General features: G+C 51.1%; 19 protein-coding genes. 12 read left to right on the top strand and 7 right to left on the bottom strand.

Annotated elements, in window-relative coordinates:
• Positions 1-17 precede the first annotated feature (17 nt).
• Positions 18-611, top strand: a complete 594-nt coding sequence (gene folE / locus BN3279_RS05995; RefSeq protein WP_059049743.1) for a GTP cyclohydrolase I FolE — start codon at positions 18-20, stop codon at positions 609-611.
• A 115-nt stretch (positions 612-726) separates the two neighbouring features.
• Here the strand turns inward: folE and BN3279_RS05990 are convergent, their stop codons facing one another.
• Both BN3279_RS05990 and BN3279_RS05985 read right to left on the bottom strand, forming a co-directional pair.
• A complete protein-coding gene (locus BN3279_RS05990; RefSeq protein WP_059049742.1) occupies positions 727-1,872 on the bottom strand; it encodes a Fe-Mn family superoxide dismutase in 1,146 nt (381 codons plus the stop codon).
• A 111-nt stretch (positions 1,873-1,983) separates the two neighbouring features.
• On the bottom strand, positions 1,984-2,985 hold the full coding sequence (locus BN3279_RS05985) for an alpha/beta hydrolase (RefSeq protein ID WP_089153437.1): 1,002 nt from the start codon (positions 2,983-2,985) through the stop codon (positions 1,984-1,986).
• Between the two features lie 225 nt (positions 2,986-3,210).
• On the opposite strand from BN3279_RS05985, the gene BN3279_RS05980 reads away from it, so the two are divergent.
• Entirely contained in the window at positions 3,211-3,957 is a 747-nt protein-coding gene (locus BN3279_RS05980) for an IclR family transcriptional regulator (RefSeq protein WP_059049741.1), read from the top strand.
• 108 nt (positions 3,958-4,065) lie between these two features.
• On the opposite strand, the gene BN3279_RS05975 is transcribed toward BN3279_RS05980, so the two are convergent.
• The 4 genes from BN3279_RS05975 to BN3279_RS05960 form a co-directional block, all read right to left on the bottom strand.
• Positions 4,066-5,109: a glycoside hydrolase family 130 protein gene (locus BN3279_RS05975; RefSeq protein ID WP_059049740.1), complete on the bottom strand. Its 1,044-nt coding sequence runs from the start codon at positions 5,107-5,109 to the stop codon at positions 4,066-4,068.
• Positions 5,110-5,140: 31 nt separating this feature from the next.
• Positions 5,141-6,679 carry a DUF3502 domain-containing protein gene (locus BN3279_RS05970; RefSeq protein WP_059049739.1) on the bottom strand — a complete coding sequence of 513 codons (1,539 nt, stop codon included), beginning with the start codon at positions 6,677-6,679 and terminating at the stop codon, positions 5,141-5,143.
• 76 nt (positions 6,680-6,755) lie between these two features.
• The gene (locus BN3279_RS05965) at positions 6,756-7,640 is read right to left on the bottom strand and encodes a carbohydrate ABC transporter permease (protein WP_059049738.1); all 885 of its coding nucleotides are present in this window, start codon (positions 7,638-7,640) and stop codon (positions 6,756-6,758) included.
• A 9-nt stretch (positions 7,641-7,649) separates the two neighbouring features.
• Complete coding sequence (locus tag BN3279_RS05960) at positions 7,650-8,588, bottom strand: ABC transporter permease (RefSeq protein WP_059049737.1); 939 nt, start codon at positions 8,586-8,588, stop codon at positions 7,650-7,652.
• A gap of 260 nt (positions 8,589-8,848) precedes the next feature.
• Here BN3279_RS05960 and BN3279_RS05955 point away from each other — a divergent pair, with 260 nt between their 5' ends.
• Positions 8,849-11,167, top strand: coding sequence for an AraC family transcriptional regulator (locus BN3279_RS05955; RefSeq protein WP_059049736.1), 2,319 nt, complete (start codon positions 8,849-8,851; stop codon positions 11,165-11,167).
• A 70-nt stretch (positions 11,168-11,237) separates the two neighbouring features.
• On the opposite strand, the gene acnA is transcribed toward BN3279_RS05955, so the two are convergent.
• Positions 11,238-13,955 carry an aconitate hydratase AcnA gene (acnA, locus tag BN3279_RS05950; RefSeq protein WP_059049735.1) on the bottom strand — a complete coding sequence of 906 codons (2,718 nt, stop codon included), beginning with the start codon at positions 13,953-13,955 and terminating at the stop codon, positions 11,238-11,240.
• Positions 13,956-14,184: 229 nt separating this feature from the next.
• Here acnA and BN3279_RS05945 point away from each other — a divergent pair, with 229 nt between their 5' ends.
• From BN3279_RS05945 to pgmB, 9 genes are all read left to right on the top strand, one after another.
• Positions 14,185-15,195: an amidase domain-containing protein gene (locus BN3279_RS05945; RefSeq protein WP_059049734.1), complete on the top strand. Its 1,011-nt coding sequence runs from the start codon at positions 14,185-14,187 to the stop codon at positions 15,193-15,195.
• Positions 15,196-15,529: 334 nt separating this feature from the next.
• Complete coding sequence (locus BN3279_RS05940; RefSeq protein ID WP_059049733.1) at positions 15,530-16,627, top strand: D-alanine--D-alanine ligase; 1,098 nt, start codon at positions 15,530-15,532, stop codon at positions 16,625-16,627.
• Positions 16,628-16,674: 47 nt separating this feature from the next.
• Positions 16,675-16,998: a hypothetical protein gene (locus BN3279_RS05935; protein WP_059049732.1), complete on the top strand. Its 324-nt coding sequence runs from the start codon at positions 16,675-16,677 to the stop codon at positions 16,996-16,998.
• Entirely contained in the window at positions 16,995-17,996 is a 1,002-nt protein-coding gene (gene uvsE, locus BN3279_RS05930) for a UV DNA damage repair endonuclease UvsE (RefSeq protein ID WP_059049731.1), read from the top strand. Before BN3279_RS05935 ends, uvsE begins: the two co-directional genes overlap by 4 nt.
• A gap of 80 nt (positions 17,997-18,076) precedes the next feature.
• Positions 18,077-18,847, top strand: coding sequence for an enoyl-ACP reductase FabI (gene fabI / locus BN3279_RS05925; RefSeq protein ID WP_059049730.1), 771 nt, complete (start codon positions 18,077-18,079; stop codon positions 18,845-18,847).
• Between the two features lie 224 nt (positions 18,848-19,071).
• Positions 19,072-19,941: an inositol monophosphatase family protein gene (locus tag BN3279_RS05920; RefSeq protein WP_187377745.1), complete on the top strand. Its 870-nt coding sequence runs from the start codon at positions 19,072-19,074 to the stop codon at positions 19,939-19,941.
• Positions 19,942-21,098: 1,157 nt separating this feature from the next.
• Entirely contained in the window at positions 21,099-23,402 is a 2,304-nt protein-coding gene (locus tag BN3279_RS05915; RefSeq protein ID WP_059049729.1) for a glycoside hydrolase family 65 protein, read from the top strand.
• A complete protein-coding gene (locus BN3279_RS05910) occupies positions 23,399-25,735 on the top strand; it encodes a glycoside hydrolase family 65 protein (protein WP_059049728.1) in 2,337 nt (778 codons plus the stop codon). The genes BN3279_RS05915 and BN3279_RS05910 overlap by 4 nt, the downstream gene beginning before the upstream one ends.
• Positions 25,736-25,761: 26 nt before the next feature.
• On the top strand, positions 25,762-26,421 hold the full coding sequence (gene pgmB / locus BN3279_RS05905) for a beta-phosphoglucomutase (protein ID WP_089153436.1): 660 nt from the start codon (positions 25,762-25,764) through the stop codon (positions 26,419-26,421).
• Positions 26,422-26,726 lie beyond the last annotated feature (305 nt).

The following is a 26,726-nucleotide window of genomic DNA, read 5'->3' as shown; positions in this document are numbered from 1 at the left end:
GGAAGGAGGCGCTAAGAATGGCCGGAGTAAAGGATTATCTAAATAAGCAGGTAGGCGATAACAGGGAGCAGATCGAACATCATGTTCGCGAGATATTGAAATTGATCGGGGAAGATGTAGAGCGGGAAGGCTTGCTGGATACCCCTGCACGGGTAACCCGAATGTACGAGGAGATTTTTGCCGGATATGCGATAGAACCCCGCGACGTGCTTGGGGTTACCTTCGAAGAGAATCACGAAGAGCTTGTCATCGTCAAGGATATTACGTACTACAGTCAATGCGAACATCATATGGCGCCTTTCTTCGGCAAGGTGCATATCGGCTACATTCCAAGTGGACATATTGCCGGTCTTAGCAAGCTGGCCAGACTCGTTGAGGCAGTATCTCGCAGATTGCAGGTACAAGAGAGAATCACATCGCAAATCGCTGATATTATGGATGAAGTATTACAGCCCCGAGGTGTCATGGTGGTTGTGGAAGGCGAGCATCTTTGCATGTGTGCCCGCGGCGTTAAGAAGCCGGGCAGCAAGACGGTCACCTCAGCCGTGCGGGGAACATTCCGTAAGGATGCAGCTTCGCGTGCGGAGTTCCTGTCATTGTTGAAGGATTAGGCTAGGACACGATATAACGAGAGAGCGCCTTTCGACGCCTAACGGGGATTATACCCACAGGCTGAGAAAGGCGCTCTTTGCCGTATACAATACAATACGATAGGGTGTGCTTTTTTTAGTAGGGCTGCCATTTCAGCTTTCTGGCGGCCTCGAATCGCTGCGCTACAGCAGGCCAGTAGACCACATTCCACCAATCCTTGATGTAGTCGGCCCGGACATTTTGGTGCTTCAAATAATAGGCATGCTCCCAGACGTCAAGGGTAAGCAAGGGTACGACATCCCATTGCGACAAGTTCTGATGCTTCTCGGCCGTAAGTATCTCCAGGCGGTGGCTACGTGGACTCCACACAAGGATGGCCCAGCCGCCTCCTTCTACCTTGGCAGCAGCTTCGGAGAATTGCTTATGGAAGGCATCGTAGCTGCCGAAGTCACGTTTAATTTGCGCCAGAAGCTCACCTTCTGGCTTACCGCCTCCCGCAGGATTCATGATGTCCCAGAAGATGGTGTGAAGATAATGTCCTGCGCCATTAAAGGCCAGTTCTCGTTCCCAATGCTTCACCAGATCGAAGTTCCCGGACTTGCGGGCTTCCTGGAGCTTCTTCTCCGCCTTGTTCAAATCGTCAACATAGGTTTGATGATGTTTGTCATGATGAATGCGCATTGTCTTCTCGTCGATGTAAGGCTCAAGGGCATCATAAGGATAGGGTAGCGGGGGCAGAGTATGCCCGCCGATGGGAACGGGGCTTTCTTCTGCTTGAGGCGAACGCCAGCCGCCTGTCTCCAGGGGAGCCGGGAGCACCGGAGGCGTCCCGCTAATGACGCTACGGGTTATTTCTCCTGGATGATTCCAGCCTGCAAGCCGATTCAGATAGTATTGGGACTTCGGAATGATATGCCCGCGAACGAAGGGAGCTTCCGCGGTTTGAGCAGCACTGCTGTATTCCAGCATGGAATGAAGCTGGCTGATAAATTGCTCTGACTGGCGGAAGGCCGCTCCAAGCAGGCGTTCTGTATGCCGGGGGAGCTCTTCTGCATGAAGCGAGACAGCCGAATCAGAAGACGCAACGCGCAAGAGCCGATCCGCAGCAGCTTCCATATCGGAGAACACCTGGCGCCAATCTTCCAGAGTCTCGTTGTACTCCTCTTCGAGTCCGCCCGTGATGTTGGAGATCAGCTTCGTATGCTCTGCCTCTTCCTGCTTCCAGGAACGGATATCTTCGAGAATACGTATAGGCAAATAAGGTCCATACATGAACAACATCAGGTTTACCTCCTCAGGTACTTAGCGTACACTCTTGATCAGCTTATGCTGGAGAAGGGTTGACCTATGCTATGCAAATATGGACCTATGGCCGGGCTTGATGCGTCACTTCTAGTTCCCTGAAGGCGTTCTGATGTTGCCAAGGAACAGGGAGACTTTGCGAAGATATTCCTTCGGGTGCTCCCGGAAAATTAGCTCATGGTGCGCGCCTTCAACAATCCAGACATCGGAGACGGGGTTGCTCTGATGAGCGGCGAGCTTCTCGGCAATGGGATAAGGTGCCTTCTCATCCTCGGTCCCATGGATAAACAGAATAGGGAACGGATAATCCTCAGACTTCACTTGAGTATAAGGGATTTGCCGCATGCTGGTTCCGTTCAGCACGGGCAGCAGCATACCGATAATCTCCAGCGACGGATGGCGTGGCAAGCCGATATGCTGGCGGATATTGTGGTACATGGTATCCGGCTCCAGCAGGAAGGTGCTGTCCAGAATCATTCCGTCAATATCCTCGTTATTTAGCGTGGCCTGTAATGCAGTTCCGGCCCCCATGGAGAATCCCCATATGATGATCTCTTCTGCGCCACGTTGTTTGGCAACCTGGATGGCTCCGAGTAGCTGCTGGGCTTCCTTCTTGCCACCGGTTGCGACCTCCTTGCTATTCTGGGCAGCAAAGCCGAAGTCAAACATGACGACATTAAAATTTTGGCTATGGGCGTAGTTGGCCAAATCATACATCGGTATCCAGGTTTCCTCGCGATTTGCCCCATATCCGTGACTAAACACGATCGTTTTTGCGGAATCCTCCGCAGGGATATACCACCCTTGCATCATTCGGCTACCATCCGCCGCCGGGAACACGATATCCTCGTACTCCAGATTTTTGGATAGCTTAGGGTTGGAGTACAGTGGCGCTACCGTAGGGTTGGACAGCACCCAGGCGATATAGCCATGAAGAGAAACAAAGCAGAACAGCAGGAAGAACAGCACGGAGAGTAAAAATGCGACTATGACATGCTTAATGCTGATTCGCCGTGTTGCCGTTGCGGAAGTGTCGCCGGTGATGTAAGCCGAAGAGGACAAGGGAAGATCATCCTGGCCGGTGTGGCTCATGTTCTTCCCTCCTTGTATTACGTATATGTGCAACTTGAAAATGTATGGAAATGACAAAATAAAGGAAAAAAATGTCGAAATAACACGATTATCTTAAATTAATCGTAAGGCGATTGACCCCCAAAGTCAATGGAAAACAAGGATGGATTGACGGAAAAGAGCATCTTTCATATAATTTATGTAACCGAGTTTCATATAGTGAAACATAAGGAGAGCTGATGCGGGGTGGAAGATCGAAAGCTAACGGTTCGTGCGGTAGAGCGGGCTTTGGATATATTGATTTGTTTTACCAGATCCAGCAATTTGGGATTGACGGAAATCGCAAGTGAAATTGGCTTGCATAAAAGCACGGTACATCGCTTATTAACTACCCTGGAGGATCGGGGGTTTGTCGTTCGTGATCCCCAGACAGATAAATATCGTTTGGGTCTGAAAATATGGGAGTTATCCGCACATTTGGCCAATAACGATGATCCGGCTATATTACTCTTGCCGCTAATGGAGCGACAGCGGGATCGGCTGGGCGAGACGGTCAGCTTATACTTGCTGGATGGCTATGAACGGCTACGAATTCAAGCGGTGCAGAGTAATCAAGCGGTTCGGCGGGTAGCTCCAGTCGGGGTAAGGCTTCCTCTGTACGTAGGCGCCTCTAGTAAGGTGCTGGTCGCTTATTCGGGTGAAGAAGTGCTGCAAGCGGTGCTGAACAGTCCGGATTGGCCTGTGTCTATTGACCGGGACTCCTATGTGGCCCAGTTGGAGGATATTCGCAAGCAAGGCTACGCTACCAGCTATGAGGAGCGAGAACAGGGGGCAAGTTCAGTTGCTGCTCCCGTCTTTGACCGAAAGGGGAAGCTCGCTGCTGCTTTGTCCGTGTCAGGCCCGGTCAGTCGGCTGACGCGGGAACGCTTGGCCGAATACGGGCCGATTCTCATTGAAGCGGCACGAGAGATGGGCGTGATGATGCCTTCTTAAGGCGCAATATAATGGAATATGTGGATAGCTGAAAATTTTCAAAGTTAGGGTTATTAGCAAACTCCCCCTTCTGTCATCCAGCTAAGGCTGAGGAAGGGGGAGTTTGATTTATTCCAGTGTATCCAGAATGTCTTGCAGAGGGATATCAGCCATGGCCATCACTTCATCGGCTGCGCCGTAATACATGCGGACCGTATTGCCTTCCAGTAAGGAACCGCACGAGAAGACAACCTTGCCAAAAAATCCGTTGACTTCATAATCGGCCTCTGGCTCCAGAAAAGGGCGAGAGGAGCGGGCCAGCACCCGGCCAGGATCATGCAAGTCAAGAAGAACGGCCCCCATGCAGTAGCGGTGCTTGCTGTCCGCCCCATGATACAAGGCCAGCCAACCCTGCTCGGTCTTGAGGGGCACAGCGCCCCCGCCCATGCGGGCGGAATCCCAACCCTGCTCGCTGAGTCCCATCAGGAAGCGGTGATTTCCCCAATGCAGCAAATCTGGCGATTCGGCGATCCACATTTCCGGTTCACCAAAGGATTTGGGGACCGGTCGATGCAAGGCAACATACTTACCTTGAATGGGTTCCGGGAAGAGCATGACGTCCTTATTTTCAGGGGCCAGCATCATCCCGTGCTTCTTAAAGCTGCGGAAGTCCTTTGTTTCAGCCAGAGCGGCACCCACCCCCCGGCTGGAGGCCGAGCTATACGTAATATAGTAAGTATCGCCGATCTGTGTAACCCGTGGGTCTTCGATACCCCAGGCCTCTAATTCATGCTCGGGAAATAAGGCCGGCTTTGGCTCAATTTCAAAGTTAATCCCGTCCTTGCTTCGGGCCACCCGCAAATGGGAAATTGAAGTTAGCATAATCATTCTACCGTCCACCGACACATAACGAGAATCGGAGAAATCATAACGGGAGTCGGATTTGCTATAACGTTGAATTTCAATGCGACCGTCCTGCCCGATTAGGGGAACCAGCACTTCGTTCTCTTGCTGGGCGATGGGGGCTTCCGCTACACGAAGTAGAAGAATGGTCTCATCACCATATTTGGCTACACCCGCATTGAAGGCTCCCAGGACCTTGAAATCCGGCCGGGAAGGAGTTACGTCTGCAACTTGGATGATCGGGTTCTTCTCACAGCGAATGACATGCATGGTTTAATCTCTCCATTCCTATATTTATCCGTTACTTTCCAGCCGTAACCGCATCGACTTGTGCCTGAATTTCTTCGATTACCTTTTGCCCGCCAACACTATTAATTTTGTCCTCCAACTGCGCCTTGCCTTTATCGGCTGCCAGGACGCCTTGGGCTAGCGGCAGGAACAATGAATCATGGAACGGGGTAAGCTTGGCGTATTCCGTCTTGACCTTCTCCGCATCAAATGTGAAGCCAGCGGTAGGACTAAGCGTAAAGTTGGCAGGGTCTGCAGAGAAATCAAACCACTTCTTGTCGTCCTCCATCATCGTATCCGGTGTACGGTTGAGCGTTGGACGCCAAGTCAGCGTATACCCCGGGAAGGAGTAGTTAGAGAGAACCTTATAGCTTGAGTCTCCAACCGCTTCCCAATCCTTGCCCGGAATGCCATATTCCATTAAGTCATGGTTCTCCTTGATGGATAACCAGTTAGCCACATCCATAGCCAAATCGGCATGCTTGGAGGAAGCTGGAATGCAGAGGAAGTTCCATTGCTGGAAGGCGGTGTAAGGCTTAGCCGTGTCTCCGTTAGGGATAAATACCTCCAGCTTGTCGCTGCCATCCGCTAGCATTTCACTATATTTCAAGCCTTCAACCCCATCTGCCGCATAATAAGTCGCAGCATATTTGCCTTGCTTGAACAAGGTTTCTGCATTTTGCTCCTGAGCAATATTTTTGGATAGAATCCCGTCGCTGTAGTATTTGGTTACTCGTTCGAAGGCATCGGCAATCATCGGACTCTCCCACTGGCCAACGATCTTCTTATCCTTAACGGAATAAGCAAACATATTGACTCCGATCTCCAGCACTTCATCCAGGGCCAAGTTAGCCGAATCGCTCAGAATGAACGGAAGCTTATCTGCCTTGATGCCGTTAATGACAAAGGGTCTCACATCGGGTTCCTTCTCCTTGATCGTATACAGGAAGGTCTCCAAGTCCTCCAGTGTCTTGATTTCGGGGAGACCATGCTTCTCGCGAAGGTCCTTGCGAATTAACAAGCCATATACCGGACCTTGCGTGGTTCCTAGCGGAATACCCATAATTTTTCCGTTAAATTTATTGTATTCCCACATCTCATCAGGGATGGAAGCCTTCAACTCCTGGCGCTCCGCTACCATGGCATCCAGCTCTTGCAGTGAATTACTAGCTATCATTTGGTTCATGGACAACCAAGGGGCATCGAGATACATATCGAATTCCTCGCCTGCCGACATTTTGACCGCTACTGAATTACCATAGTCCGACCAGGGCAGGAAGTTAATATTTAACTGTGCTCCAACATTATCGTTCTTCAGCTTATCATTGACGGCTTTCAGCACCTCATCAAAGCCTACCGGCTTGTCACCGGGGAAATAGGCCTTTAATGTAATCGCTTCCTTTGTTTTCGACACGTCTGCCCTCGCGTTGTTCTCTGATCCATCTGAATTACTCTGGCCGTTATTGGTATTTCCATTGCCGCAAGCTGCGAGCAGTAGGGATGAGACCAATAATAGTGATAAGGCCAATCCTGCGAATTTGCTTAACTTCATTGCTGTAACCTCCCTGATTTTGATTGTCTGCATCTATGCTTAACCGGAGGATTCCGGTTAGAGCCGGAATCCGTGGCTATCCTTTGACAGCGCCTACAGTAAGACCTTTGACGAAATACTTTTGCAGCATGGGGTAGAGCAGTATGATCGGTCCGATCGTCAGTACAGTGGTGGCCATTCGTACGCCATAGGTTGGTGGTGTAACCGAAATTGCCGCGCCCGAAGGAATAAGATTCTTGGCCGCTTCCATATTGGATACCATTCTGCGCAAGATCAACTGTAAAGGAAACAGCTTCTCATTGTCCACAAACATAAGACCCATAAACCAATCATTCCAGTAATTCAGAGCATAGAACAAACCTACGGAAGCCAGGATCGGCTTCGAGATCGGGACCATAATCTGAAAGAATATCCTCATCTCGTTGGCGCCATCAATTCGTGCGGCCTCCTCCAGTTCCTCTGGAATGGTGCGGAAGAAGCTAACCAGCAGGAAGACGAGAAAGGGCTGGCATAACAGGGTCAAGATCAGTACCCATACGGTGTTCTGCAAATTCAGCCATTGGCTGACCACAATATAGAAGGGGATAATACCTCCCGAGAACAGCATCGGCAAATAGCAAAATAGTAAAAACGGCGTTTGCAGCACATTGCGTTTGTTCGCCAGAGAATAGGCCAGCATAGCGGAAATGCACAATGCACTCAGCGTACCCACCAGCGTGACAAATATAGTGATGGCATATCCGTTATATAGTACATCGGATTGCAGGACAGCCTCGTAGGCGGCTAGCGATAGCTTGCTGGGGAACAGCGTATAGCCGTGCGCAATCAATTCGCCCTCATCGGTGAAGGAGCCAATGACCATTAGCAGAAACGGAAACAGGCAAAACAAGGTGAATAAGGCCAGAAAGGTGTAGGCGGTCCCAGTAAAGACATGGTCCGACGTACTTTGCTTCTGTTTCATAATTACCTCCTAGAATAAAGCTGATTCTTTCGATAATCGGCGGGTTACAGCATTCGCAGCCAGGACGAACACCAATCCCATGACGGATTGGAACAAGCCGACAGCCGAGGACATCCCGAAATCATGCAGTTGCCGCATGGAACGGAACACAAAGGTATCAATGACATCGGTTGTAGGATACAGCAGCGAATTGTCTCCGATAATCGCGTAGATCATCGCAAAATCACCGTTAAAAATTTTACCAACCGAGAGCAAGGTCATGATCATAATGGTTGGGACGAGCAGTGGCAAGGTAATGCGCAACATAATTTGCAGCTTGGAGGCTCCGTCTATTCTTGCAGCTTCATATAGATCCTCGGGTATGCCCGTAATAGCGGCAAGGAAAATGATAGAAAGGTAGCCAGCACCCTGCCAGACTCGGATCACTGTTAGAATAGCGGGCCATAGCTTTGCTTCAAACATCCAGTTCACCGGCTCCATACCGAGTCCTGACAGCCAGTGATTAATCATAGGCTCCTCGCCCCCGAATAGGGACTGAACAATCATGCCAACTACAATCCATGACATGAAATAGGGGAGGAAGATCAGCGACTGGGAAATTCGCTTGAAGTATTTATTGCGGATTTCATTGAACATTAACGCAATGAGTACCGCCGTGACCGTGGTGAACAGGATGAACAATAGGTTCAATCCCAGGGTGTTACGCAGCACAATCCAGAAGTCGTCGGAGGTAAAGAAGTAGTCGAAATTTTTCAAGCCTACCCATTCACTCCCCGTGATTCCCTTGGAGAAGTTGTAATCCTTGAAGGCAATCGTAATGCCGTAAATCGGCAGATAGCTGAATATCAAGAAGAACAGCAGCCCCGGCGCAGCCATTACATATAGAAATGGATTGTTGGCAATCTGCTTCAGCTTGGCGGTCATTCCTGCCTTTCGCTGCACTTGCATAGTTGTTCATACCCCCTTGTGTCTTTAAGGCTTAGCCGGGAATTTCAGTGCCTTGTGGGCAGCCGCGCGGTTCCCGATGAGGCAACCATAGCAAGCTGTGAGCAGCCAGACAATTCCGACTTGCTCCTCTTCCTCCTAAATGCAAAGAATCAGCGATTCCCAAAAACAACGGTAATCCAGAAATGAACGATTTGCAGGTGGATATATTCCGATATGCTACAATAATGAAGCGCTTTATATAAATACAGGGGGGCCTGTAGATGAAATTTCGTTGGCCTTGGTTAAATTCATTTCGGAAGCATCCGACCTATATGCGCATCATCTTTTATTTCGTTAGCGTCAATGTGTTGGTACTCGCTATTTCGTTCTTAGTGCTCTACTGGCAATCCTCACGTACCCTGGTTGAAGAGATTGGGGAGCATTCAGAGTCCCTGCTGATTAATGGGGCTCAGAATACAGCCCGGCTGCTGGAGTGGTCGCTGGACTTTGCCTTCTCCTCCAGCAATGATAATGATCTGAAAGTGTATGCGCTCTCTGACAAGTACAGCGACTATGAAACCTATAAAGTGTGGAGCCGATTAATGAGCATAAAAATGTCTAATCCCTCTATAGACTCGGTGTATTTAATTAATGACTACACGGACACGGTGATCGATTCCAAGCTTGGGCTCAATGAAGCAGGTGGATTCTATGATCAGGATATCTTGCAGCGACTGCGCAATCCCAGGCAAGCGGATCAAACCGTGTTGATTCCAAGAAAACTACCCGTTCCACTTCGGGCTGATACATACAAAGATGTGATTACGATTATCCGGCTTTATGAGAAGGGCAACTCCATTTCCGCCTTTGTGTTGAACGTGGATACTTTGGAGTTAATGACATTGCTTCAGAGCAATTCCCAGTATCAGAATCGGAACATAGCTGTGCTGAATGATCATGATGAGTTGGTGTTCAGCAACGTTCCACTGGATCAACAACAGATTCAGCAATATCGCAGCCGTATACACGGGACTAGCGGATGGGAGATGTTCAAGCCTGCCCAGCAGGAGACGCAATTAATGGTGTTCTCTAACACCACGGTTAAAGGCATTCAGAACTGGAGCTTTATCGAGACGATACCCAGGGATGTGATTTTGAGGAAAATTGAGGTGCTTCGCAATCTGAGCCTTATTCTGTTCAGTGGCCTATTCTTTGCTTCATTAACGATAACCGTACTCATTTCCAAGCGAGTGTACTCCCCGATTCAGGACTTGGTTCGGAGTGTGATGAAGCAACATCAGGCAGAAAGCTTTGGGCAAGAGAAGTCTGCCGACGAACTGGATTACCTGTCCAGTGTGTTCACCGCTCAGCAGGAGCAAATTGTGGAGCTGACAGCCCATTGGAGGAATAGCAAGGTGCTGGGTAGAGAGCGCTTCCTCCGTGAATTGTTGGAGCGAGGCCTGTTATCTCGTGGGGAAAACCAAGGGCAATTTGCCGAGTGGGGCATTGAACTGCCGGAGAAATACTTGTCGATTGGTCTATTCCGGATTGATCGATTTCAGGAATTTACAGAACGTTATTCTGAGAAGGATCGTCGCTTGCTCCGCTTTGCCATGGGTAATATTGTTCATGAATCTCTTAAGCTCTCAGGGCAACTTGTACAAACGGTAGATATGGGAAATGATCATGTTGCCGTTATTCTTAATATCAGTACCAACAATACAGATCATTTCACGGCCGAGCTTACAAACGCACAGCAGTTGATTAAACAATATTTATCGCTAGGGACCACCGTAGCGTGGGGAGGGGAGGTCGAGCGGCTCAGTGATCTTCATGAGGCTTATATGGAGACCTATGAGCTGTCCCAGGAGCGCTTCCGCTTGGGATATGAATCGGTTATCGTCAAGGCACCTTCCTCAGAGCCAGTCTCCGGTGAAGTCTATCATCTGCCTATTGATAAAGAACGCCAACTGGCACAAGCGATTCACAAGACGGATGGGGAGCAGGCGGTGGCTATTATCCATCAAGCCGTGGAAGCTCTTCGCTCATTGCCTTATTTTGAGAGCAAAATGTCGTTGATTACCTTGTTTATGGATGTACGCAGATTGTTGCAGGATCAGGCCGCAGGGCCGCTGCCTAGCTCATTTGGATTGACCTCGGTAGAGAATCAAATTATTCAGTTGGAAACGCTGGACCGTGTGGTCTCCTGGATGGAGCAGCTTCTGATCAAGGCCCTGGAGGAATTGGCGGCCGCTCGTAGTCAGTCCAAAAATGCGGATTTTGTCCAAGAGGTACAACGTATTATTGCCGAACAGCTTAGCAACCCGAATCTATCATCTAAAATGCTGGCCGATGAGCTTGGCTTGTCCGTCAATTATTTGCGTAGCCTGTACAAGGCGGAAACCAGCCAGTCCATCACAGATACAATCTCTGCCAAGCGACTCGAATGCATCTGCCGTGAGCTGTTGACGTCGGATTCGCCCATCGAGCCGATCATTTCCTCTTACGGCTTTTCCTCTCTGAATACGTTCTATTCTGTTTTTAAAAAGGTGTACGGCATTACTCCGTCCCAATATCGCAAAATGCATAAGGGTGAGTAGCAGCCAATGAAATAAAAAAATCTCCCCTCTTACAAAGAGGGGAGACAGCATAGTTATGTGATAAGGCTAATTAGACATGTGCCTGAATCATTTGTCGCAATACCGTTTGCAGGATGCCTCCGTTATGGTAGTAGTCCACATCCACCATGCTGTCGAGGCGGGCAATGACGGGGAAGGTGAACGTTGTGCCATCCTGGCGTGTAGCTGTGACGGTCAGTTCCTCTCCAGGCTTCACTTCATTGCTAAGCCCGGTAATATGGAACGTCTCCGTACCATCAATTGCCAGCGTGTTCCAGCCGGAGCCTTCCTGGAATTGCAATGGCAATACGCCCATGCCAACCAGGTTGCTACGGTGAATGCGCTCGAAGCTCTCGGCAATGACTGCTTTGACACCAAGCAAATACGTACCCTTAGCGGCCCAGTCGCGGGAGCTACCTGTACCGTATTCCTTACCGGCAATGACGATAAGCTCCTGTCCTTCCGCCTGATATTTCATCGAGGCGTCATAGATAGACATTACTTCGTCCGTTGGCAGATACTTCGTTACTCCGCCTTCGGTGCCCGGAGCCACCTGATTACGAATACGGATGTTAGCGAAGGTACCCCGCATCATGACCTCATGATTCCCCCGGCGTGAGCCGTAGGAGTTAAAGTCCTTGCGTTCTACATGATGGTCGGTCAGGTAACTGCCGGCAGGACTGCTTGGTGAAATATTCCCCGCAGGTGAGATATGGTCTGTCGTGACAGAATCACCGAGCAGAGCCAGCACGCGAGCATTGCGGATATCCGCGATATCGTGCAATCCATCACCAAGTTGCTCGAAGAACGGCGGATTTTGGATATACGTCGATTTGGCATCCCATTCGTACAACTCACCTTGTGGCACAGGAATGGAATTCCAACGTTCATTTTGCGTAAATACATGCTCGTATTTGGCACGGAACATATCCGGACTTACTGAGAGGCCAATTGCCGCCTTAATCTCAGCGGAGGATGGCCAAATGTCTTGCAGATACACCGGTTGATTATCGCGATCATAACCAATCGGGTCATGCTGCAAATCGATATTGACTGTACCGGCAAGGGCATAAGCAACGACGAGCGGAGGAGAGGCCAGATAGTTAGCTTTCACCTGCGCGTGGATGCGGCCCTCAAAGTTCCGGTTACCGGATAATACGGCAGCTACCGTCAAGTCATTGTCCGCAATGGCCGTGCTTACCTCGTCCGGCAACGGACCGGAGTTACCGATACAAGTGGCGCAGCCGTAACCAGCGACGTGGAAGCCAAGTGCTTCCAACGGCTCGATGAGGCCAGCCTTATGCAAATACTCGGTGACGACCAGGGAACCTGGCGTCAAGCTGCTCTTTACGTAACCCGGCTTGGTCAGTCCGCGTTCTACAGCCTTCTTGGCCAAGAGGCCTGCCCCGACCATAACGCTTGGGTTCGAGGTATTCGTGCAGCTTGTAATCGCCGCAATCACGACGGCACCGGTGCTGAGCTTACTGGTGGAACCGTCAGGATGCTTGATCGGTACCGTTTGTTCAATCTTCTCATCGCTCAGCCCGTAACCCCCCTTATCGAGAGGAGTGCGGATAATATCATTGAAGCTTTCCTTCATGGCCGTCAATTCAATACGGTCCTGAGGACGTTTGGGCCCGGCCAGGCTCGGTACCACCGAACCAAGGTCTAGCTCAATGAGGTCGGTGAATTCAGGATCTGGCGTATCACTGGTCCGGAACATGCCTTGCGCTTTATAGTAGGCTTCGACGAGGGCGATTTGTTCCTCAGAGCGGCCGGTGCCACGCAGGTAGGCGAGGGTCTCGCTATCTACCGGGAAGTAGCCGATGGTAGCCCCGTATTCCGGTGCCATATTGGCTACAGTAGCGCGGTCCGCCAATCCGATGTTGGCGAGCCCCGGGCCGTAGAATTCTACGAACTTGCCGACGACGCCTTTCTTACGGAGCATTTGCGTGACCGTGAGAGCAAGGTCAGTTGCAGTTGCGCCTTCAGCCAGGCTGCCAGTTAGCTTGAAGCCGATGACTTCCGGTGCAACAAAGTACAACGGCTGCCCGAGCATGCCTGCTTCTGCTTCAATACCGCCTACGCCCCAGCCAACGACACCCAGGCCGTTAATCATTGTGGTATGCGAGTCGGTTCCTACAAGGGAATCCGGGAATACTACGGTTTCTCCGTCTACCGTTTTGGTAGCAGCAACCGAAGCCAGATATTCCAAATTCACCTGGTGAACGATCCCGGTAGCTGGAGGTACGGCACGGAAATTATCGAAGGCAGTCTGCGCCCAGCGCAGGAACCGGTAACGTTCCTCATTACGTTCAAATTCCACGTTCATGTTGTACTCAAGCGCGTCCTCGGAGCCGAAGGCATCCACCATAACCGAGTGGTCGATGACGAGATCGACAGGCACCAGCGGATTAATCTGCTTGGGATCACCGCCAGCTTTCTTCACGGTGTCGCGCATGGCGGCAAGGTCAACAACGACCGGAACGCCAGTAAAGTCTTGCAACACAATACGAGCGGGGATAAATGGAATCTCTTTGTTATCATCGCGGCCCTCGCTCCAACCGGCGATTTGCTTCACATGTTCTTGGGTGATGGCTCTGCCGTCATATTGGCGAACAGCAGCTTCTAGCAATACCTTAATCGAGAATGGCAGCTTGGCGATATTACCAAGCCCTTGTTGTTCGAGGGCCCGTAGATCGAAGTAACGGTAGCTCTTACCGCCGACTTCCAGCATACGGGCTGCGGAGAAAAAATCACGAACTGACATGGATGAACCTCCTTGTTTCATTAGGTGAAACCATATTTCATAAATGATCTATCTCAAGTATACCTTTCCTGACGCTGCGAGTAAAGAACTTTTTGCCCTAGAAAAAGCTGGTTTATGCCCATTCCATAAGGATGTAGAGGCTTTCAGACCGGCGTAGAAGCGAACATACTTGCCTATGAAGACACATATACATATAGATGAAAGTCATTCGGTTATAGGGGGCGAAGGTGTGGCGGACGATTGGAAAAAGACGTTGTCGGTGTACGTGAATGAGCAGAATCAGGATGAGGTGGATTATCGCGCATCCGGTGGAGGGAGCGTCGTGACCGATGTCGATCATTTGCTGCACCGCGGAGAGCGGAAGCGGAAGCTACAAGCTTGGTATCATGGCCGCAGGGCGGTGCCGTTACGCTGTGAGACCCGGGCCAAACTGATTCGTGAGATCGAGAAGCGCGCAGGAGAGATCGAGGTGGATCTGCAACTGATGCGGAAAATACACTACGAGAAGGGCGGCGCCCGTCATCAGGAGGAACGAATCGACCGGCAGCGTCTGACCTTGCAGCAGGATGGCCTGGGCTGGACAATCTCGCGGGTCGAGCAGCGGGTTCCTGAACGGCACCCGGATTTGGTGTTGCCAACTATTGATGATCCCACTCATTCCGGACGAGGTGAGGTCTTGCCCCGGCCATTCCTGAATCGCAACGTTTTAGGGGATAGGGGGGCGGCTTCCCGAAGCACGCCATACCGCCGTGAGGAGGCCGTTCTGTATGCCGATCGGTGGTGGGATGGATTCAACCCGGAATTTGCCGCCTTCGAGGTGGATTGCACCAATTATATCTCCCAATGCCTCTTTGCAGGCGGTGCCCCAATAAACTATACTGGAAAAAGAGAATCGGGCTGGTGGTACAAAGGTTACATCGGCGGACGGGAAGCCTGGAGCTATAGCTGGTCCGTCTCCAATGCGCTGGAGCGCTACCTGGCACAGAGTCAGACCGGACTTCACGCGCAAGCGCTGGATCGTCCGGAGCAGTTGCAACTCGGAGACGTCATTGTATATGACTGGGACGGCAATGGTGCGTATCAGCACAGTACGATCGTAACGGCATTCGATGCTGGCGGTATGCCGCTGGTGAACGCTCACACGACGCCAAGCAAACATCGCTATTGGGACTATCAGGATTCCTATGCCTGGACGGACCAGACGGTGTACCGTTTCTTTCATATCGCTGACCGTCTTTAGAGGTTGTTCAAAAAGTCATCTTTTGATCACGAAGCGGATCGCAGAAGTGAACTCGGCGTCGAGTCTTGAATTCAGCCGGGCCTAGCGTAGGCTTCCGTAGTATGTTTCCTTCAGAAACATTTCAGATGCTCACGTACCCATGCTTCGAAGTCGTTTTCTCCGCTTATTACGTCCCTAGCTTTATCCAACTCAAGCGTTTTGAAAAAACGCACATCGGAAGCATACACTTTGGTGCTGAAAACCTGACTTTTTGAACTCTTATTTCGATTAAAATCCTGAAACTGTACTTTCAGCATAAGAGAGCAACTGTACAATAAATGAAAAGAGGTTACTCATGGGACAGGACAAATTGACCGTAGGACTTATCTATGGAGGTAAATCGGGAGAGCATGAAGTATCGCTGCAGACGGCACTGGCTGTGTCACAAGCCTTTGATTATGCGAAATACGACTTGCTACCTTTCTATATCGACAAGTTGGGGAAATGGAAAGTAGGCAGCAAACTGGCAGGCCCTTTCACTGAGCTTGCTCAACTTAAGCTGGCGGATGATGCGGGGGATACTACGGCGGCTATGAGCTTGTTATTCTCCAAACTGGCCACGGGTGAATCCAAGATTGATGTGGCTTTCCCGTTGCTACACGGTACGAATGGTGAGGATGGCACGATTCAGGGATTATTTGAAATGGCCGATCTGCCTTACGTTGGAGCTGGTGTGTTGGCATCCGCGGCAGGGATGGATAAAGTAATTATGAAGAAGCTGTTTGCCGATGCGGGCTTGGCCCAATGCAAATACAATTATTTCACCGCTACGGAATGGGAACGCTCCAGTCATGCACTGATTCAGGAGATCGAGGAGAATCTGGGCTACCCTTGCTTCGTCAAGCCGGCTAATTTGGGGTCCAGCGTTGGTATCTCCAAGGCCAGAACCCGCGATGAGCTGGTAGCTTCGGTGGCACTTGCTTTCCGTTATGACATCAAGGTCATCGTTGAGGAATTTGTCGATGCCCGCGAGGTTGAGGTTGGCGTGCTCGGGAATGATGAGCCGATGGCTTCCGTGCCGGGAGAAATTGTGTCTTCTGGTGAATACTACGATTATCAGGCCAAATATCTGGACGGTAAATCTCAAATGCTGATTCCTGCGCAAATGGACACAGAGCTTGCCGACCGGATTGGCGAATTGGCAGTCAAAGCGTTCAAGGCGGTTGCGTGCAGCGGCCTGTGCCGGGCTGACTTCTTCGTTTTGAAGTCTGATCAGACGGTGTGGATTAACGAAGTGAACACCATGCCGGGCTTCACTCCATTTAGTATGTATCCTTTATTATGGAGAGAAACCGGGGTAGCCTATGAAGTATTATTGGATCGTCTAATTGAGCTGGCTCTGGAACGTCATGCCACTCGGCAAAATCTCGAATTCGAAAGCGGCGTGAACTAGGCGGAATAACCGCCGGACCAGACCGCTTGGAAAGGAAGGTACGACGAATGGGTTTTCAAACGGAATTCAACTCGGTGTGTAAGTTCAAGAAGGAGCAAGAGCTTTACGAATTACTGGAATATGGGCGTGGCAAGATGCTTAAGGAGGGACTGCGTGTTTTTCCAACGGGACAAAAGGTTATCGCGTACACTCCTGACAATAAGGCAGTTGCTATCGTAAAAATCACGGCATGTGTCGCTGAAATCAACTTCAATGGAGAGGAAGTTACAGCGGTTGAGCTAGAGCTTATTCGTCAATTGACGGAGGAGGAGTCTGCGGTGCAGACGGCTCTGGCCTACGAAATGTTCTTTGGAGATCCTGCCAGAGCATGATCGTAAGATTTGGTTATGTAGCTATGTCGACCGTAATTGGGGAAGCATCGCCATCCAAGACGATGACGTTCAAGACATTTAGCGGACTTGCTGACCGTGAGGCAGCGGTGCGCAGACTTGAATGGATTGCGGAACACAATCTACATAACACCCTGCGTTTGTTACGGCATAACGTAGGTAATGATATTCGTGTATTTCGCTTCTCTTCGAAGCTAATCCCGCTGGCGACGCATGAGGCGTTAGCTGATTGGAACCCTTATAAAGCGCTCTTGGAGCCATTTGCCCTTGTGGGCGAATACGTGAGGAAGCACAGGCTGCGGGTTTCTTTTCACCCGGATCATTTTACGGTATTGAGCACGCCCCGGCCTGAGGTGCTTCGTTCTTCGCTGCGAGACCTGAACCATCACGTGGCTATGCTGGATGCCATGGGACTGAACGGTCAGGCCAAGAACAATATTCATGTTGGCGGAGCTTATGGGGACAAGCCTTCCGCAGGGGCACGCTTTCGTGAGAACGTGTCGGCCCTGCCGGAGCATATGAAGCAGCGCTTGACGTTCGAGAACGATGACAAGACCTTCAATGTTCCGGAGACGCTGGAGCTTTGCGAGGCCCTTGGCATTCCAATGGTACTGGATATCCATCATCAGGCTGTGAATAACGTTGGCGAGAATTTGCTGGAGCTTTGGCCGCGTATTCAGGCAACCTGGACTTTGCCCTATGCACAAGCTGACTCACCATCGGATCAACCGCTCGCTCCAAAGATTCACGCCTCCAGTCCCAAGAGTGCCGGTGACCCAAGGGCACACGCTGATTATGTTCTCGTGGGGCCTTTACTGGAGTTCTTGCGTGGCATTGCGCCTCACACCGCTCAAGTTGATGTGATGCTGGAAGCCAAGCTGAAGGACAGCGCTTTGTTCATGTTAATGGAGGACTTACAGAAGTTCGGCGGGGACGGTGTAGATATTCTGGATGGAGCCAGCGTGCGTGTTCACCCTTGAAAATTGCAGGGAAATAAGGTAAGTTGGACAAAATGGAACAATTATAATGTATATGTGTTACACCATAAAGGAGGATTATCATGGGGGATTTGTTAGCTGGAAAAAATATTGTCGTCATGGGTGTAGCCAATGACCGCAGTATCGCTTGGGCTATTGCTCAGAGCTTGTCTGCTCAGGGGGCACGCCTTGCATTTACATATGAGAGTGAACGCGTGGAAGGACGGGTGCGCAAGCTGGCCGAAACATTGCCGAATTCACTGGTTCTGCCTTGTAACGTAACGGTAGATAGCGAAATTGATCAATTGGCCGATTCGCTGCGTACGGAGTTTGGCGTATTGCATGGTTTGGTCCACAGCATCGCCTTTGCCAAGGCTGAGGATTTGGCCGGGGATTTCGTAGATACATCTCGTGAGGGCTTCGGCCTGGCTAACGATATCAGCGTCTATTCGCTGGTGGCGGTGTCGCAGCGGTTGTCACCGCTGATGACCGAAGGCGGAAGCATTATGACCATGACCTACATGGGTTCAGAGCGCGTTATGCGCAACTACAACATGATGGGCGTGGCGAAGGCTGCCTTGGAGGCTTCCGTCCGTTATCTGGCTAATGACCTGGGTCCCAAAAATATCCGCGTCAATGCGGTTTCAGCCGGACCGATCCGTACGCTTGCAGCGAAGGGAATCAGTGATTTTAACTCGATTCTTAAGCAAGTAGAGGAGAAGGCTCCACTACGCAGAACGACAGAAACGGCAGAAGTAGGCGACACCGCCATGTTCTTGCTAAGCCCGCTGTCCCGTGGCATTACGGGTGAAGTGATTTTCGTAGATGGCGGCTACAATATCGTCGGTGCGTAAATGAGGATAATGGTTTAACATGAAGAAGAAGTTCGTTTCCGGCGGGGGTGTCCCGCTTTCGGACACGAACTTTTTGTTCGTCGTGACTATTGTAGCGGGTCAGTGCCCGAATGCGGTCTGAACGGGACGAAGGCTCGCAACTTTGCAGTAGCGTCGGCGTATAGTTTTTAAGGGGTTGTTCAAAAGGTTTAAGGGATAGATTAACAGTTTACGAGGAAAGTAGAGTGAATCGATTGGAATCGAATCCGAAAGTTCCATATGTAGTAGGCAGCAAGAGCCCCACAGCCGTCGCGATCAATAGTGCCTCGAAGGCGGGGGAATGGATCAAGAGCCGGCTGGGCGGAATTCATGAGCTGAATACGAAGCAATCCCCCCATGATTTGGTCACTGATGTCGATAAGGGCGCTGAGGCGATGATCCGCAAGTTGATTTTGACGCATTTTCCGGATCACGACATTCTTGGCGAGGAAGGAGTAGCTCCGGGAGCAGCCGCTTCGGCTGCAGCACTGAGCCAGGCAGGTACATCGGATTATTTATGGATTGTTGACCCGGTAGATGGGACCACCAATTTCGTCCATGGATTTCCGTTCTTCTGTGTCTCGATCGCGTTGGCCTATAAAGGCGAAGTCATTATAGGTGTTATCTATGATCCGATGCGTGATGAATTGTTCGTAGCAGAGAAGGGCAAAGGCGCTTATCTGCATGGACAACGGGCCAAAGTATCGGGCGATGGAGTGCTGGCGGAGAGTGTGGTGGCTGTAGGCTTCAATCCGGATCGGAATTTTGCACTGCCAACCAATTTACGTGGGCTTAATGCGCTATCTGGAGAGGTACGTAGCTTGCGTGCTGCGGGTTCGGCTGCGTTGCATCTGGCTTATGTAGCCGCTGGTCGGCTCAGCGGTTACTACGAGGTTGGCCTGAACGCTTGGGACGTGGCAGCGGGTGCGCTGATCGTCGCCGAGTCAGGTGGCCGCGTAACCGATACAGCCGGGGCTCCATACAACCTGGGAGTGCGCCACTTGGTCGCCAGTAACGGCCATGTACATCAAGAGCTGCTGGACGTCATTCAGAAGGCGGATGCTACCGGACTGTAATTGCTTTAGTTGCTAGTTAGTAACTAGTTGGAGCTGGATTGTGGCGTGGGCTATGCAGGGCGCAGGTGTACTGGAAGTTGATGTCTGTCAGAGAAGGGGCCTGTGCTTGGTATAGCTAAGGTGCCGCAGTGGTAAGAACAGTCGTGTTGCTGCCCGGAGAGTAAAGTGCTCTTTGGAACCACAAGTCAGGCTTCAAGGTAAGCGGGGATTCGTCCAGAGTGGGGCGGGTGCCCGCTTTTGCGTTGTGCTAGTTCTTATTTCCTCACACTTCCCATCTCACTCATTCACTCTGCTCTGACTCACTACTACACTCCGTTTTATTTACATTCATAGTTGCACATCCACTCTCATACTCGCAAATCTAAATTAGCAGGAAATGCTCCAGCTATTTTGCTAAAAATTACCGCTGCGGACTGATTATATGGAAATCCTCCAGTTAATTGGGCGCTTTATCGAGAAAATTCTGGTTTTCCTGAAAATTAGACGGAGCTTTTCCATCTAAATAGGGTGAAAACGGCCTTTTGCTCAATATTAGCGGGAGCTTTTCCATATAAGTAATTTAGCTAGTAGGTTGCCATCTTCCCAAATGTCATTAGCTAGTTATCGACCAACCACTCACTCACTCACCACTAATCCACCAGTCACTCTACTCACCCTACTCACCCTACTCACCCCACACATCCATAATTACGTATTTCACGTACCCCACCAATCCCACATCACCACACCCGATTCTACGTAATCGATGCACCCCGCGCATCCCGTGCGTTCTACTATGCTACACACTCGATGCACTATTCCGTCAAGTTGTCTTTCTTAACTAGTTTCTTTCCCCCTCACCTTAGCCCTCCCACCTGGAATCACACTCACTCTTGTTTACTGCAACTCCGTATGATTACACATAAGCTGCTTAGTCCTGGACATTTGGCGGTGTGCGGGGTTTCGGTAAGCTGGAGGGGAGTGGCCTTGCTTATGAAGCATACGCGGTACTGCCGGTGAGAATAGCTGACAGACTTCACAAATGCATCAAGCGAAGCGCGCAGCCGGATGGTGGCCATCATGCTGCATCCATCAGGTCAAGTGTCTAGCCAACTGGCTTCACGTTGCAGCAAGCTGGGCCAAATATCAGGCGATGAAATAGGAGGAGAGGGTGGAGCATGCCGAAAATTGCGGATAAATATTTGCAGATCGATCCTTGGAAGGTTGTGGAGGAAGGTTTTGATGCGGAACGCAACCGGGTGAGTGAGTCGATTTTTTCCTTGGGCAATGAATATATGGGCGTTAGAGGTTATCCGGAGGAAGGGTATGGAGGGGACACGCTGCTGGGTAGCTACTTTAACGGATTGTTCGAGGAGAGCCCGGTTACAGCCCACTATAAAGGAATTATTAAATCACTGCGCTTTATGGTCAATGCGGTAGATTGGCTGCATACACGGATTACACTGGATGGCAAGACTCTGGACCTGGCCAAGAGCAAATTCAGCGGCTTCCGCAGGGAAGTGGATTTTCGCACGGGCGTTTACACTCGGGAGTTTGTCTGGCATTCGGCGGGTGGGAAGGACCTGAAGCTGACGTTTGAGCGCCTGGTCAGTATGAAGGTATCCCATCTGGGGGCGCAGCGCATCACTCTGGAGCCATTGAATTTTTCAGGCACGGTGAGCGTGCGTACAGGGCTGGATTTGGCCGTGCTTCATGAGGACCAAGGTCGGCATTATTGGCAAGTACAGAAGCAAGGAGAAGGAGCGGGCAAAATTGCCGGGCTGCTTGGCGTAACGGCGAACACAGGTAATCGGCTGTTCTCTGCATTCCATGTAGAAGCTACCGAAATGGTAGAGAGCAAACTTGTGAAGGACGAGAGCTACATTGGTCGGGAATTGGTGTTGTCCCTGGAGCAAGGCAAGCCCACCCAAATTGACAAGCTTGTGGTCAATGTGGCGGAGAAGGACCACTCCAAGAGTACGGATGATCTCTGGCAACAGGGAATGGAGCTAGCGGGGACAGTTGTACATGGGGGATATGATGCAGTTGCTGCTGACCAGCGGAGCTACTGGGATCAAGTATGGGCTGATTCGGACATTGCCATTGAGGGTGACCCGGAGAATCAGCAGGGGATTCGCTTTTGCATTTTCCAATTGTATCAGACCTATCATGGGGACAACCCCGGGTTCAATATTGGAGCGAAGGGGCTGACCGGGGAGGCTTATCGTGGTTTGGCCTTCTGGGACACGGAGTCCTACTGCCTGCCGTTCTACATCTTCAACAATCCGAAGGCGGCGAGAAGCTTGTTGGAGTTCCGTTACAAATCGTTGCCCGAAGCTTTGAAGCGGGCTAAGGAGCTTGATTGTGAAGGGGCGTTTTATCCAATTGCGACCATCGATGGCACGGAGAGCTGTGATCTGTGGCAGCATTCCAACTTGCAATTGCATGTCGGTACGGCAGTGGCTTACGGATTACGCCATTATGCGAGAATTACGGGGGATACGGCATTTCTGTATGAAAAAGGGGCGGAAATGCTAATCCAGATCAGCCGCTTCTACGCAACCCGTGGGCAGTGGGGCTCGCAAACGGGGCTTTATGGCTACTACGGCGTAATGGGTCCCGATGAGTTCCAATTGATGGTCAACAATAACTGTTACATCAATCTTATGGCGAAGAAGCTGTTCGAGTACACTTTGGAGGTGCTGAGCGCCATGCAGACGGAAGCGGGCGAGGCTTACCGGGGATTAGCGGCACGTCTGGAACTGACCACGGAAGAACAGGAGGACTGGCGCAATAAGGCCCAGCATATGAAAATACCGCAGGATAAGCAGACCGGGGTCTACGAGGAACATGATGGTTTCTTCGACTTGCCGCATCTGGATATCCACTCTATTCCGGTCACGCAGTTCCCGCTGTATTCGCATTGGTCCTATGATCGCTTGTATCGCTATGACATGATCAAGCAGCCTGATGTGCTGATGTTCATGTTCCTTTATAGCAGCGAATTTACCGCTCAGGAGAAGCAGGCCAACTATGATTATTATGAGCCGCGTTGTATTCATGAGTCGTCTCTGTCTCCATCGATCCATTCGATTCTTGCGGCCGAGATTGGACGATCAGATGAGGCTTACCGCTTCTTCGAATTTGCTACACGTCTGGACCTGGATAACTATAACCGGAACACGCGGGAAGGGCTGCACACCACTTCCATTGCTGCAGCGTGGATGAACATCGTGTATGGCTTCGGCGGCATGCGCTCGGACGGGGATCAGCTTATGCTGAATCCGAGCATTCCCGAACGTTGGAATAGCTATCGCTTCCCGGTAACTTACCGCGGGACCAAGCTGCTTGTGGAAGTTGATCAGGAGCGAGTGTCTATTCAGGCATCCGGCGGAACGGTGGAGATTTTGCTGTATGGGGAGTCCTGCTTAATTGGTGAAGCGGGTGTGCAGGTGCCTGTGCGGAAGGCGGTTGTCTCATGAACTGGATCGTGAATGAGAACGGGTTTGACCCGCAGCGGATTGCGATGAACGGCAACAAGTTTATGATTGGAAACGGGGCATTGGGAGTTCGGGGAACTCTGGAGGAATTCGGAAAAGAAGAACTGACAGCAACAATCATCGCTGGGCTATATGACAAGGTCGGGAACCAATGGCGTGAGCCGGTCAATGCGCCAAATGGCTTAATGACGAAGCTGCATTGGAATGGCACAGCGCTTAGTGTGCTTGAAGCGAAGAGTGGCAAGGTGGAGCTACCTCAGCATGAGCAGTTGCTGGATATCCGTCATGCGGTACATCGTCGTAAGTCGGTATTCAGCACGACAGATGGAGCCCAGGTGACGGTAAGCTCTGAGCGTTGGTGCAGCGCGGCCCGGCCGCAGTTGATCGTTCAACGCTTTACACTACAAAGCAGCCTTGACGGAGAACTCGTCATCAATACGGGGATCGATGGCGAAGTGTGGGACATCAACGGACCGCATCTGGAGCGGCTGGTGAGCGATGTGAACCCGGAGACGGATTCAAATAGAACCACCGACATATTAACGTTGACCGGTTGGACGCATGAACTGAATGTTCCGGTAACCACAGCAGCAGCGTTGGAAGGTAGCGGTCTGCCGGAAGGGTACGAGGAGCAAGTGGAGTTGCAGAGAGAAGGCCACTCCATCTCACGAACTATTCGCCTAAATATCTCTGCTGAAACGCCCTATACTTGGGTCAAATACGTATCTGTAGCCGCTGGGGCAACCGGGGACAGGCAAGTAGAGCCAAGCTCCGCCCAGGCAGCGGTATCCTCCATCTGCGAAGCGCAGCAGCTTGGATATGACAGGCTCTATCAAGAGCATGCCGAGCAGTGGGAGCGGAAGTGGTCTGCTTCGGATATTGTAATTGAGGGTGATGAGGAAGCTCAGTTAGCCCTTCGTTATAGCATGTATCAACTGCATATTATTGCTCCGGACCGCTCCGAGAAGGTGTCTATCCCGGCGCGTGGATTATCCGGTCAGGTCTATAAAGGTGCAGTGTTCTGGGACACGGAAATGTTCATGCTTCCGTTCTTCCTGTACACTCGGCCGGAGGTGGCAAGAAACCTGATGATGTACCGGGTGCACACGCTGGATGGAGCGCGGCGCAAGGCTGCGGAATATGGCTTCGAAGGAGCGTTTTACGCCTGGGAAAGTCAGGAGACAGGGGATGATGCCTGTACACTGTTTAACGTAAACGACGTGTTTACCGGACGTCCGATGCGGACCTTTTTCCGGGATAAGCAGGTGCATATCAGTGCCGATGTCGCTTGCGGGATATGGCAGTATTACGTCTTTACTGGCGACGAGAGTATCTTGCTGGACGGCGGGGCAGAAGTCGTATGGGAGTGTGCGAAATTTTTCTACTCTTACGCCTATTACAATCCCTTCAAGCAACGGTACGAGATTCTTGATGTGACCGGACCTGACGAATACCATGAGCGTGTGGGCAATAATGCGTTTACCAACCGGATGGTTAAGGAAACGTTGCGAATTGCTATTGATGTGATGGAACTGCTGCACAAGCAAGATTCCAGTAAGTATGATCGGCTGCTAACGGGAAGCTCAATTCAGCCAGAGCACATTTGGGAAATGCACGATGGCTTGTATGTGCCACAGCCCGATCCGGCTAGCGGAATTATTGAGCAATTTGATAGATATCATACGCTGGAAGATGTCGCACTGCCTGAGTTAAAAGCACGGATGCTCAATCCCCATGAATATCTGGGGGGAGGCAACGGACTGGCTACGACAACTCAAATTCTCAAGCAGGCGGATGTAGTGCTGATGCTGCATCTGTATAAGGATGAGTACGCTCCGGCGATCAAGCAGGCCAATTGGGAGTTCTATGAACCACGAACAGAGCATGGTTCAAGTCTGAGTTCCTGCATTTATGCCCTGGTAGCTGCCGATATCGGTTCTCCGGATTGGGCGTATCCGTACTTTCTGAAGACGGCGACCATTGATCTGACCGGGGAATCGAAGCAATACGTCGGAGATTTGTATATCGGGGGGACGCATCCGGCTGCTAATGGCGGAGCTTGGATGGCAGCGGTGCTGGGCTTTGCGGGATTGCGATACGACGGAGTTAAGGCTAGCTTGAAGCCTGCGTTGCCTTCTGCATGGCATGCCGTGGAGTTCCCTGTTCGGCTGCGTGAAGGGGGATACCGGGTACGCGTTGGACGTGAGGATATTCTGATATGTGCTGAGGCGGATAATACCGGAGACGCTCGGTTTGTCATTGGCGAACAAGAACTGGTCGTAGCGCCGGGACGACAAGTGAGCCTATCTATTTAATGAGCCTAAAAAAAGGAGAGAATAACATGCTGCAAACGATGAAGGGAGCCATCTTCGATCTCGACGGTGTGATTGTGGATACGGCCAAATACCATTACCTCGCTTGGCGTTCGCTGGCTCAGCGGCTTGGCTTCGAGTTCACGGAGGCTCATAACGAACGTCTTAAGGGAGTCAGTCGGATGGAGTCCCTGCGCATTCTGCTGGAAGTAGGAGGCGTAACAGCCACGGAAGAGGAACGCGAGAACATGGCTGTGACGAAGAATGATGAATATGTCGATTACATCTCCAAGTTGGAGCCAACAGAAATATTGCCGGGAGCAAAAGAATATTTGCTGGAGCTGCGGGAGAGGGGCGTGAAGATTGCGCTGGGCTCGGCCAGCAAGAATGCGGCCTTCATTCTGGCACGGCTAGGAATCAGTGATCTGTTCGACGCGGTGATTGATGGCACGAAGGTATCCAAGGCGAAGCCCGACCCTGAGGTATTCCTCGCGGCCAGCGCAGCCTTGGGGCTTGCACCCTCCGATTGCATCGTGTTCGAGGATGCCGAGACTGGCGTACAAGCCGGGCAAGCGGCTGGCTGTCGCGTCGTTGGTATCGGAAGTCCCGCCATCCTGGGGGCAGCCGATTTGGTTGTTGGCGGTCTGGATGAACTGACAACCCAATCTATTACCAAGACCTCCAACTAGGGGCTATGCGTAACAATAACCAAAGATGATTAGGAGGGCCTTCACCAGTCTGGTGAAGGCCCTTCTTGATGGGCAAAGCAACAGTACCTGACGCAACGAATTCAAGCAGCATAGCCTTAAATCCACGCCATCTCTCGGTTGCTCGGCTATTATAGTGAAAATTGGGACTGGCAAGAACGAAAAAAAACTCTACACTAGGAGGGAGGAGGGCGTTCTTCCCGGGGAGTCATCGGAGGAAATGCCACAATTTCCGTAGAAACGCGCATACCTTGCGCGTTTTCAATCTTGTTATAGTTAAAGGGCCG

The organism is Paenibacillus senegalimassiliensis (assembly GCF_001486585.1).
Lineage (GTDB): Bacteria > Bacillota > Bacilli > Paenibacillales > Paenibacillaceae > Fontibacillus > Fontibacillus senegalimassiliensis.
The sequence above is the reverse complement of the archived record's forward strand: the minus strand, read 5'-3'. Positions and strand labels throughout refer to the sequence as shown.